The sequence below is a fragment of the Achromobacter maghribensis genome (genome assembly GCF_057334215.1).
This window is the reverse complement of record NZ_JBHFII010000034.1, coordinates 65,283-76,150: the sequence shown is the minus strand read 5'-3', so window position 1 is coordinate 76,150 and position 10,868 is coordinate 65,283. Positions and strand designations below refer to the sequence as shown.

Below are 10,868 nucleotides of genomic sequence, written 5' to 3'. Positions count from 1 at the left end.
CCGCCCCCCCCCCGGCCGGCCACGATCAGGCCGGCCGCACCACCAGCGTGGACACCTGCACGTCCACCGCCGTCATCAGCTTGTGGATCGGGCACTTCTCGGCCACCGCCAGCAGCTCATCGATCTGGGCGTCGGACAGCTCTCCGTGCAAGGTCAGCTTGGCCGTCAGCCGATAGACGCCTTTGCGTTCCTCGCTGGCGTCCCGCACCACTTCCACCCCTACCGATTCCAGCGGCAGTTCCTTGCGCTGCGCGTAGACCATCAGCGTCATCGCCTTGCAGCCGCCCAGCGCGGTATCGAAATAGTCGTGCGGATCAGGGCCTTCGCCTTGCGGCTGCGGCATCGCCAGCGGCAAATCATGGCTCTCGGCCGTGGCGGTGAACTGCAACGTGTTGGGCGCATTCTGTCGGACGCGGATACTCATGGGTGGGATCTCCAGGGGAACGAGCGCCCGTCGCGGACGCCCATGCCACCTTGTAGCATCCGCCGAGACTTGCGCTTACTGACGGAAACCTGAACTTATTGGCATGCGGCTGGTCGGATATCCCTATCCGCGATTCACGCACAGACAAAAGGGGGCCGCATGAGCGCCAGACAACTTCTTGATCAATTGCTGCAATCGGGCCAAGGCCTGCTTTCCGACGCCACCAACCGCGTACAAGGCGCGACCGGCGGTTCGAACGGGGGCAAGGGTTCGTTCCTGACCGGACTGGGCGGCGGCGCGCTGGGCGCAGGCGCCCTGGGGCTGCTGATGGGCAGCAAGAAAGCCCGCAAGATCGGCGGCAAAGTCGCCATGTACGGCGGCATGGCGGCGTTGGGTGCGCTGGCCTATCGCGCCTATGGCGATTGGCAGCGCAACCAGGCGGGCGGCGCGCCGGCCACGCCGCCGCAGACGCTTGACCGCCTGCCCGCCCCAGAGGCCGAGCAGCACAGCACCGCCGTCCTGACCGCCATGATCGGCGCAGCCAAGTCCGACGGGCACATCGGCCCCGAAGAGCGCACCCTGCTGGAAACCGAATTGGCCAAGCTGTCCTCCGACGCCCAGGACCGCCGCTGGCTGGAAACCGAATTGTCCCGCCCGTTGGACCCGGCCGCCGTGGCCCAGTCGGCCAAGACGCCGGAAATGGCAGCCGAGATGTATCTGGCCAGCCTGCTCGTCGTGGACGAGGAAAGCTATATGGAGCGCGCGTACCTGGACGAACTCGCGCGCCAGCTCAAGCTGGCGCCCGATCTGAAGGAACAGCTGGAGCAGCACGCCAAGACGGCTGTCGCCTGACCGGCCCGTTGCGATGCGGCAGTCCGGCGGACAAGCGGCGGGGTTCAGGATGCCCCCCCGCCCAGCCGGATCAGTCCGCCCGCAGCCCGATTGATTCCGTCAACGCCGTGTAGCGGTCGATGTCGGCATTGATCATCTTCTGAAATTCGCGCGGCGTGCTGCTGGCCGGCGTGAAGCCCTGCTCGCGCAGCGACGCCTGTACCTCCGGATTGCGCACGATCTTCGCCACGGCGGCATTCAACCTGTCGACCACCGCGGGCGGCGTGGCGGCCGGGGTCAGCAAGCCGTGCCACTGGTCCAGCGCATAGCCCGCGACGCCCTGCTCGGCCACCGTCGGCACGGTGGGCATCAGCGGGGAGCGCGCCGGCGACGTCACGGCCAATGCGCGCAGCTTGCCCGCGGCGATGAGCGGCGCGGCGCTGGACGCCGTCACGATACCCATGGCCACCTGTCCCGCCGTCACGTCGGTCAAGGCGGGACCACACCCTTTGTACGGCACATGCTGCAACACCGCGCCCGTCGCGCGCGCCAGCATCTCGCCCGCCAGATGCTGCGGCGTGCCATTGCCGCAAGACGCGAACGGCAGCGGCTTGGACGCCTGCGCCGCGGCCAGCGCCTCGTCCATCGTCCGCAGCGGCGAAGTCGCCGGCACCACGAAGACGGACGGCACGAACGCCACATTGATCACCGCGGAAAAATCCCGCTTGGGCGCAAAGCCCAGATTCCGATAGACCCCGGGGTTGATCGCGAACGAGCTGTTCACCATCAACAGCGTGTAGCCGTCGGGCGGCGCTTCCGCAACGATGCGCGCGCCGATGTTGCCGCTGGCGCCGGGGCGATTTTCCACCACCACCGGCTGGCCCAGTTGCTCTTGCAGGCTGGCGCCGATGCGGCGCGCCAGCAGGTCGGTGCCGCCGCCTGGCGGAAACGTCACGACGATGGTGATGGGGTGGGCGGGATAGGACGCGTCACCGGTGGCTTCGCCCGAAGGCGAATTGCCGCAGGCTGCCAGCGACAGCACGAACAGCGGAAGGAAGGGTCGAAGCAGACGTTTCATGTTGCGGGCCTGTAAGCGCCGCGGCCGCGCCTGTCGGCGCGCCGTGTCGTAAGAAAGCCGGCCAAGCCGGCGGAAGGAATCAGGCGTCCAGACCGATGTCCAGGACCTTGGCGCTATGGGTCAACCAGCCGACGGCGATCTGGTCGACGCCGGTCGCCGCCACCTCGGCGGCCGTTTCGGGCGTGATGCGGCCCGACGCTTCCGTGATGGCGCGGCCTCGCGCCATGGCGACGGCGCGCCGCAGGTCTTCCAGGCTCATGTTGTCCAGCAACACCACGTCCACGCCCAGCGACAGCGCCACTTCCAACTGCGCCAGGGTGTCCACTTCCAATTCGATCTTGACCATGTGCCCGACACCGGCACGCGCGCGCTGCACGGCCGTGGCCACATCCCCCGCCAGCGCGATGTGGTTGTCCTTGATCAGGACGGCGTCATCCAGGCCGAACCGGTGATTGCTGCCCCCACCCACGCGCACCGCGTACTTCTGCACCGCGCGCAGGCCCGGCATGGTTTTGCGCGTGCAGGTCACGCGGGCGCCGTGGGCCGAGATCGCGCGGGCGATGGAGGCGGTGGCGGTAGCCACGCCGCTCAAGTGGCACAGGAAGTTCAGCGCCACGCGCTCCGCGGTGAGCATGGCGCGGGCGTTGCCGCGTATCCGGGCGATCTCCATGCCCGGCCGCAAATCGCTGCCATCGCGCTGGGTCACGGCGAACTCGATGGCCGGGTCCATGGCCCGAAACGCCAGGCGAGCCAGGTCCAGGCCGGCCAGCACGCCTTCCTGGCGGGACACGAGACGGGTTTCGGCGATGGCGTCCGCGGGCACGATGGCATCGGTGGTGAGGTCGCCCGCGCGGCCCAGGTCTTCCAGCAACGCCGCCCGCACCAGCGGGTCCAGCATGACGTCCGGCAAGGGAGGGACAGCCAGGCGGGAGGCAGTCACAGGCGCTTCAGGATTAATGCTCATTTTGAGTATTTATGAGTTAAAAAAAGGCGCGCACAAATTGCGCACCACTTATGCTAAAGACGAGCATAAGCCTTGTCAAGCGTCAAAGCGTGCGTGACAAGGGCAATTTGCTACCGGCGATCGCGCGCTCAAGCAGCACATCGCGGCGGAAACGGAACAGCTTGGCCGGGCGCCCCGCCGTGCCCGTCGCCATCTCGCCCGTTTCCTCCACCAGCGCCTGCTGCTCGATCAGGCGGCGGAAATTCTGCTTATGCAGGCCCCGGCCGGCCAGTGCTTCGACAGCCAGTTGCAACTGCAGCAAGGTGAACTGCGCGGGCATCAGTTCGAACACCACGGGGCGGTACTTGATCTTGGCTCGGAGCCTGGCGATACCGGTGGCCAGGATGCGGCGATGGTCATGCCGCATCGGTTCACCCGGCAGCGCCGCGCGGCCACCGCCGCGCCGCGCGGCTTCGGGCACCAGCCCCGCCTCGAAGAGGAGTTCGTAGCGCTGCAGCACCATGTCTTCGTTCCAGGCGGCGCCCTCCAGCCCGAAGGTGATGGCCGCCCGTTGATGGCGGCGCGCGCGCACGGCGGCATCGGCGCTGTCTTCGCACCAGGCGGCCAACTGCGGCACGATCTGTTCTTCGACCAGCGCCGGCGTGCCCGCGCGGCGGTCTTCCCAGGGGAAATAGCGGTACCAGTCCTGCCAACCCACCTGCGCCACACCGGTCTCGCCGGCCTCGCGGGTCAGGCCCAGATAACTGACCGACATGACCCGCGCGCCCGACTCGTCGGAACGGTCGCCGTCGGCGAAGGTATAGAGCTGCTCGACATAGCCCAGCGGATGATGCGTCTGCGTTTCCACCCACGCGCGCAGGCCCGCCTGCAGCGACCGGTGAGACAGTTCGAACGGCCCGGCCGGCAAGGCCCGGGCATCGTCCGTCGTCAGCACACGCGGTTCGCCATGGGTCACCGCGACAAGCACGGCAACGAGTTCGGCATGGACGGAGCGTTCGACGGATTCGGTCAAGTTGGGCGTGGAGGCAGAAAGAGGAGAGGGAAAAGGAGCAAGCCGCGCGCCATCGCCGAACGCGAGGCGCGAGGCGCGAGGCGCGAACCGAAGGAGCGAACCGAATTATAAGGTTCCGTCCCTGCAACAGCCCCTTGCAAACGTGACAGCGCAATCCACCGCAATGCCCGCGCGGCGGCCTAAGATAAAAAGCACATCCAGGCGCGTCGCCATCCTGGGACGCGCCGCTTTACGCGGAGTCACCGACATGTTGAAGACCGCCCCTGATACCGTCACTGAAAAGCCCGCGGCCAGTGAAGAAAAGCCGCAGGCGGCCGATCCCCGCAAGGGCACGGGCATCATGCCCATGCCGGACCAGAGCAAGATGGTCGCCGGCATGCCCCGGCGCGGACGCGCCATCGAAGAGCCCGGCGAACCCGGCATCATCACGCCGGAGGACGACGTGCTGGACACCTCTTACGAGAATCGCCAAGGCTGACCGCATGATGGCCGCGGCCGGGCGGGCCGCACCCGCCTGGCATCTACGCGGCCGGGCTGACGCGATCGTCCATGCCTGGCGGACACGTCGCGGGCAGCGTTCGGTTGACTAGCCTGCCACCGGTTTGCTTTCCGAGGCGACCTGGCGCAACGCCTGCTCGAACGTGTCTGGCGGCTGGCCGCCGGACACCAGGTATTCGCCGTTGATGATCACCGACGGCACCGACGTGATACCGAGCTTGCGCCATTCCTCCTCTTCCGCCCGGACCTCGTCCGTGTAGCGGCCGGTGGCCAGCACGTCGCGCGCGGCGGCCTCGTCCAGGCCGGCGTCGCGTGCGGCTTCGGCCAGCACGTCCGCATCGCTGGTGTCGCGGTTCTGATAGTGATAAGTCTGCAGCAGGCTTTTCTTCAGCGCGATCTGTTGCGCCTGGCCTTGCAGGCCGGCCCAGTGGATCAGCCGATGCGCATCGAAGGTGTTGAAGGAACGGTTGTCGTCGTCCATGCGCATGGGCATGCCCACGGCGGCGGCCCGCTCGCTGATGACCTTGCGATTGGCCTGCACGCGCTCGCGGTCGTAGCCATACTTCGCCATCAGCCGTTCGATGGTGTTCTGCCCGCCGGCAGGCATGTCGGGGTTCAGTTCAAACGGGCGGAAATGCAGCTCGACATCCGCCGTGCCTTCCAGCCGGCGCATCGCTTCCAACAGCCCTCCCAGGCCTACCGCGCACCACGGGCAGGCGACGTCGGACACGAAATCGATCGTGATCTTGGCCATGGTTTACTCCGGAATTGATTGTCGATACCCCAGAGAGTAAATCATCTTCTTGTGCCCCAGCTAGCGCACGCCGCCCATCACCACCGCACGAAATTCCTTCATCAGCGGCGACCAGATCGTTGCGCCGGAATGGCAAAGCGCTCTACGACGGCGCGGTCAAACTCGAAAACTGAAACGCAGGCGGCCTGGAAAGACGGAGGAACCCTCCGCCTATTCCAGGCCCCCGTGCGCCAGGCGCGTTAAGCGCCTGAAGGTGCTTTAAGTACCTTCAGGTGCCTTAGGCGCCTACCGGCTTGCCATCCTGACGGCGCACCACCACGGTCGCCGAACGCGCGTCGCCGCCGCCAGCCCGCACCGTGTTCCAGGCAGCATTGGGATGCTGGATGTTGATGAAGAACGTCGTCAGGTCCGGCGTGTAGGCGATGCCGGTGATCTCGCAACCCAGCGGTCCCACCAGGAAGCGCTTGGACTCGCCCGTCTTCTGGTCGATGTAGTACATCGAGTTATTGCCGAAGATGCTGGTGACGCTGGTGCCCGTGCCGGCGTCGGTCTGCACCCACAGGCGTCCCTTCGGATCCACGCGAATGCCGTCAGGGCTGGAGAACTCGTCGCCCTTGATGTTGCCGGTGATGTTCGACGCTGCGCCGTCGGCGGCATCCTGACCCGCCAAAAGCAACAGTTGCCATTCGAACGTGGTGGCCAACGGCGAATTGCCGCGCTCGTTCCAGCGCACGATGTGGCCGTGGCGGTTGGTCTCGCGCGGGTTGGCCGCGTTGGTGCGGCGGCGGCTGCTGTTGTTGGTCAGCGTGCAATAAACCGTCTTGTCCACACCCACCGTGATCCACTCGGGACGGTCCATCAACGTCGCGCCGGCCACCCGGGCAGCGGCCTTGGTGTTGATCAGCACGTCGGCCTGGCTGTTGAAATCGATCAGCGTGTTGGTGGGCACGTCGGTCGGAGCGACCTGCGTGTAGTTGCCCGGATCGATGGCGCCCACGATCAGGTTGTTCTTGCCAACCGTCAGTTCCACCCAGTTGCCGCTGCCATCATCGTTGAAGCGCGCCGCGTACAGCGTGCCCTCGTCCAGCAGCTTGCTGTTGTTGGCGCGGTTGGCCGGGTCATACGGCTTGCTGGGCACGAACTTGTAGATGCAGCCCGGCGTACCGTCGTCGCCCATGTAGAACGCCACGCGGTTGTTCTCATCGACCATGAAGGCCGTGTTCTCGTGGTCGAAGCGGCCCATCGCCGTGCGCTTGACGGCGGTCGAACCCGGGGTGCTGGGGTCGATCTCGACCACCCAGCCATAGCCGGTTTCAGCTTGCGTCGGGTCCAGGTAGTTGTCGGTCGTCTCTTCGCAGGTCAGGTACGTGCCCCATGGCGTATTGCCGCTGGCGCAGTTGTTCAGCGTGCCCACGACGGTCGCGCCGACCACCGAGGCGGCCGGGCCGCCCACGTTGTAGACGGTGTTGCCCGTATAGCGCTTGTTGTAGCGGGAATCCGTCTTGACCGCCCACTTGCCGTCCTTGTCGCGCGCGATCTCGACGACCGATACGCCCACGTTGGACAGGCGGGTCTTCACCCCTTCGACGGTAACGTCCAGCGTGCTGTTGTCGAGGCTCTCGTGGTTCAGCACCAGCAGGCCGCCCTGGTTGGGGTCCACCCCTTCCAGCGGATAAAAATGCATGCCGTCATGCTGGCCGCCGGACTGCGTCTCGGTAGCGGGGTACGACTGCGGCACGCCCATGTAGCCGGCAGAACCGATCACGCACTTGTCGCCGGCCGAATACAGCACTTCGGCCACGTAGCCTTCCGGAACCGTCACCGTGTCGGCAACGATCTTGTCGCCCAACGGCTTGAACGTCACGGAGTAGTCAAGGCCCGGTTCGGGCGTCGGGGCGGGCGTCTCGGGGGCGGGTTGCTCAGGCGTCGGCGCCGGATCGTCATTGTCGTCATCGCTGCTACAGCCGGCCAATGCCGACACGCCGAACACCGACAGCACCGACAGCCCGAAGCTGTTCTTCAGCAACGTGCGGCGGGTGGGATTGGCGGCGACGATCTCGTCGAACATCTGACCGGGAACAGTCACTTCCCCCCGGGCTTCACGGTAGGGCGCACGCAATTTGTCTGTAAGGTAGGACATCTGAGTCTCTTGGTTTGACGAAGGATAGGACAAGCCATTTGTCAGCAAATTGAAAGTTGGCTGACGAACGGCTGAGAGATTACGAGACCGATGTGACAGACTTGAGACGTTCTGATGAATCCTTCATCACGGGCGCCACGGCCAACCATCGCGACCGGCCCGGATTTCGTCTAACGTATCGACGACCTATCCGCTGCCGGACGCTTCATGCCTATCTTGCGCACCTACTTCATGAACAGGCTGAGCGACGACGAACTACAGTCGTTGCTCGGCAAGCGCGATAACTTCTTCCTTGAGAATGTCCTGAATATGGACCGCACCCTGCAGTACGCGCAAGCAACGATCGCCAAGGCAGGGCTGACCAGCCGTGTCGTGGATGAGCCCGCCAATCCGTTCGCGCACCTGCGTCTCGACATCCTCGGCGCGATTCCGCTCATCGGGCCGTTGTGGGTGCTGGGCTTGAGCGCACTCCAACTCGGCCAACCGGCAGCAGACGTGACGATCAAGCGAACGGCCGCGCAATCCATCAGCGTGATTTTCTCGCGCAACGCGCGGCGCCGAAATACAGAGGCGGCATGAGCCGGGCACGAGCGCTGTTCGTTGCTGCCCTCGCCCCTGCCCTCGTCCCTGCTCGCCCACGCGCATGATCGACGAAAAACAAAAAGCCCCTGACTTCTTTCGAAGTCAGGGGCTTTTAAACATTCTTGGCGGACAGAGGGGGATTCGAACCCCCGATACGCTTTTGACGTATACACGCTTTCCAGGCGTGCGCCTTCAACCGCTCGGCCACCTGTCCTAATTGCTAACGTCGGGGTGGGTCAGAAACACCACTACGAAATTTGCGAATCCGCGATTCTAGCAGAATCCGGGCAGGCACCACAAGTCGGCAAAGAAAAAGGGACGCACTAGGCGTCCCTTCTCGCTGGGCGGAGCGCCTACGTCACAGTCGGCGCTTCCTGTTCGCGGTACGAGCTGACCGTGCCGTCCGGCTCGGTCTCTTCCAGCCGGACCTTGAAGCCCCACAGACGCGCCAGGTGCTTCATCACCTGCTCGGCATCGTCGCCCGCCAACGGCCGGCCGCGACTCTTCAGATGGCGCAACACCAGCGACCGGTCGGAATCGCGATTGAAGCGCACGACCTGGATGTCCGGCACCTGATTATCGCGGTTGTGCTGCGCGGCCAGCAGACGGCGGATGTCGCGGTAGCCCTCGTCGTTGTGGATGGCGGCCACTTCCAGCTTCGGATTCGACTGATGGTCCGAAATCGCGAAAAAGCGGAATTCGCGGATCAGGCGCGGCGACAGGTATTGCGAGATGAAGGACTCGTCCTTGAAGTTGCGCATCGCAAAGTCCAGCGTCTTGCCCCAATCGCCGCCGGCTATGTCCGGGAACCACTTGCGGTCCTCGGGCGTGGGCGCCTCGCAGATGCGGCGGATGTCCGACATCATGGCGAAGCCCAGCGCATACGGATTGATGCCGCCATAGCCGCGTTCATCGAAGCCGCGCTGGCTGACCACGTTGGTATGGCTTTGCAGGAACTCCATCATGAAGCCGTCGTCCACCAGGCCTTTCTCGTGCAGGCGGTTCAGGATGGTGTAGTGCCAGAACGTGGCCCAGCCTTCGTTCATGACCTTGGTCTGCGACTGCGGGTAGAAGTACTGGGCGACCTTGCGCACGATGCGCACCAGTTCCTTCTGCCATGGTGCAAGCTTGGGCGAGTACTTCTCGATGAAGTACAGCAGGTTCTCTTCGGGTTCAGGCGGGAACACCGAGGCCTCGGCGCGCGTGTCCTTGTCGGCTTCCAGACGCGGCAGCGTGCGCCACAAATCGTTGTATTGCAGCCGGGCATGTTCCTCGCGTTCGGCCTGGCGCGCGGCCTCGCCCTTGAACGACATGGGCGTCGGGCGCTTGTAGCGGTCCACGCCATGATGCGACAGCGCATGGCAGGAATCCAGCAGCGCTTCCACCGCATCGATGCCGTAGCGGTCTTCGCACGACATCACGTACTTGCGCGCGAACACCAGGTAGTCCAACACGCCATCCGCGTCGGTCCACTGACGGAACAGGTAGTTGCCCTTGAAGAACGAATTGTGCCCGTAGCAGGCATGCGCAATCACCAGCGCCTGCATCGTCATGGAATTTTCTTCCATGAGGTACGAGATGCAAGGGTTGGAATTGATGACGATCTCGTACGCCAGCCCCTGCATGCCGCGGCGGTAGTATTGCTCGTTGCGGATGAACTCCTTGCCGTACGACCAGTGCGGATAGCCGATAGGCAGGCCCGCCGACGCATAGGCGTCCAGCATTTGTTCCGAGGTGATGACCTCGATCTGGTTCGGGTAGGTGTCCAGCCCGAACTCCGCCGCGACCTTGGAGATCGCTTCGTCATAGGACTGGATCAGCTCGAACGTCCATTCGGAACCTTGGGAGATCGGCCGCGCGCCGCTGGCCGATTCCGGCTCCACGAGAGCACCTACGATGGCATTCATGCGGTCTCCTTCTTGAACAGGTCATGGAACACGGGGAAGATCTCGCCCCGGTCGCAGATGCGCCGCATGACGAAATGCGGCTCCAGCTTCTGTTCATACTCGGCCCACAGGCTGCTCTTGCGAGCCTCTTGCGAGTCGGGAATTTCAATGTAGGCGAAATAACGCGTCGATGGCAGCAGGTGCTCGGCCAGGAAACGCGCGCTCTTGCCCGCGTCTGCCCCGAACGAGTCGCCGTCGCTGGCTTGCGCCGCGTAGACGTTCCACCCCGCGGGCGGATAGCGCTTTTCAAGGATCTCGCGCATCAACTCCAGCGCGGACAGCACGATGGTGCCGCCGCTCTTGGGATCGTAGAAGAACGTCTGCTCGTCGACTTCCTCGGCGTTGTCCGTGTGGCGAATGAATACCAGGTCCACGTGCTCGTATTTGCGCGACAGGAACAGGTACAGCAGCGTGAAGAAGCGCTTGGCCAGGTCCTTCTTGCCTTCGTCCATGGAACCGGACACGTCCATGAGGCAAAACATGACCGCGCGCGCCATCGGAATGGCAACGGACACGCGGTTGCGGTAGCGCAGATCCAGGTCATCCAGGAACGGCACGCGCGCAAGGCGCTCGCGGCAGTCCTCGACGTCCTGCTCCAGCGTGCGGATCTCGGCGGCGGGGGCGCCCCCCGCCCGCGCC

Annotated in this window: 11 protein-coding genes and 1 tRNA gene; 3 read left to right on the top strand and 9 right to left on the bottom strand. The window is 64.9% G+C overall.

Features of this window, described 5'->3' with window-relative positions:
- Positions 1-25: 25 nt before the first annotated feature.
- Positions 26-424 (bottom strand): OsmC family protein, encoded by a 399-nt coding sequence (locus tag ACE039_RS13990; protein ID WP_332008051.1) that lies wholly within the window; start codon positions 422-424, stop codon positions 26-28.
- Between the two features lie 159 nt (positions 425-583).
- Here ACE039_RS13990 and ACE039_RS13985 point away from each other — a divergent pair, with 159 nt between their 5' ends.
- Complete coding sequence (locus ACE039_RS13985) at positions 584-1,276, top strand: tellurite resistance TerB family protein (protein ID WP_485822631.1); 693 nt, start codon at positions 584-586, stop codon at positions 1,274-1,276.
- Positions 1,277-1,346: 70 nt separating this feature from the next.
- Here the strand turns inward: ACE039_RS13985 and ACE039_RS13980 are convergent, their stop codons facing one another.
- The 3 genes from ACE039_RS13980 to ACE039_RS13970 form a co-directional block, all read right to left on the bottom strand.
- Entirely contained in the window at positions 1,347-2,333 is a 987-nt protein-coding gene (locus ACE039_RS13980; RefSeq protein WP_485822630.1) for a tripartite tricarboxylate transporter substrate binding protein, read from the bottom strand.
- Positions 2,334-2,412: 79 nt separating this feature from the next.
- Complete coding sequence (nadC, locus tag ACE039_RS13975) at positions 2,413-3,297, bottom strand: carboxylating nicotinate-nucleotide diphosphorylase (RefSeq protein ID WP_313463662.1); 885 nt, start codon at positions 3,295-3,297, stop codon at positions 2,413-2,415.
- Positions 3,298-3,379: 82 nt separating this feature from the next.
- Complete coding sequence (locus tag ACE039_RS13970; RefSeq protein WP_485822629.1) at positions 3,380-4,309, bottom strand: NUDIX hydrolase; 930 nt, start codon at positions 4,307-4,309, stop codon at positions 3,380-3,382.
- Positions 4,310-4,556: 247 nt separating this feature from the next.
- Between ACE039_RS13970 and ACE039_RS13965 the strand changes: the two genes are divergently transcribed.
- Positions 4,557-4,787, top strand: a complete 231-nt coding sequence (locus tag ACE039_RS13965; RefSeq protein ID WP_105559289.1) for a hypothetical protein — start codon at positions 4,557-4,559, stop codon at positions 4,785-4,787.
- 108 nt (positions 4,788-4,895) lie between these two features.
- Here ACE039_RS13965 and ACE039_RS13960 read toward each other — a convergent pair whose 3' ends face one another.
- Positions 4,896-5,561, bottom strand: coding sequence for a DsbA family oxidoreductase (locus ACE039_RS13960; RefSeq protein WP_485822628.1), 666 nt, complete (start codon positions 5,559-5,561; stop codon positions 4,896-4,898).
- A 277-nt stretch (positions 5,562-5,838) separates the two neighbouring features.
- On the bottom strand, positions 5,839-7,701 hold the full coding sequence (locus ACE039_RS13955; protein WP_485822627.1) for a PhoX family protein: 1,863 nt from the start codon (positions 7,699-7,701) through the stop codon (positions 5,839-5,841).
- Between the two features lie 207 nt (positions 7,702-7,908).
- Here ACE039_RS13955 and ACE039_RS13950 point away from each other — a divergent pair, with 207 nt between their 5' ends.
- Positions 7,909-8,280, top strand: a complete 372-nt coding sequence (locus tag ACE039_RS13950) for a hypothetical protein (protein WP_485822626.1) — start codon at positions 7,909-7,911, stop codon at positions 8,278-8,280.
- 126 nt (positions 8,281-8,406) lie between these two features.
- On the opposite strand, the gene ACE039_RS13945 is transcribed toward ACE039_RS13950, so the two are convergent.
- The 3 genes from ACE039_RS13945 to ACE039_RS13935 all read right to left on the bottom strand — a co-directional run.
- Positions 8,407-8,497, bottom strand: a tRNA-Ser gene (locus tag ACE039_RS13945).
- Positions 8,498-8,636: 139 nt separating this feature from the next.
- The gene (locus tag ACE039_RS13940; protein ID WP_485822625.1) at positions 8,637-10,190 is read right to left on the bottom strand and encodes a SpoVR family protein; all 1,554 of its coding nucleotides are present in this window, start codon (positions 10,188-10,190) and stop codon (positions 8,637-8,639) included.
- The coding region (locus ACE039_RS13935; protein ID WP_485822624.1) for a YeaH/YhbH family protein at positions 10,187-10,868 on the bottom strand (682 nt) is incomplete at its 5' end. The genes ACE039_RS13940 and ACE039_RS13935, both read right to left, overlap by 4 nt.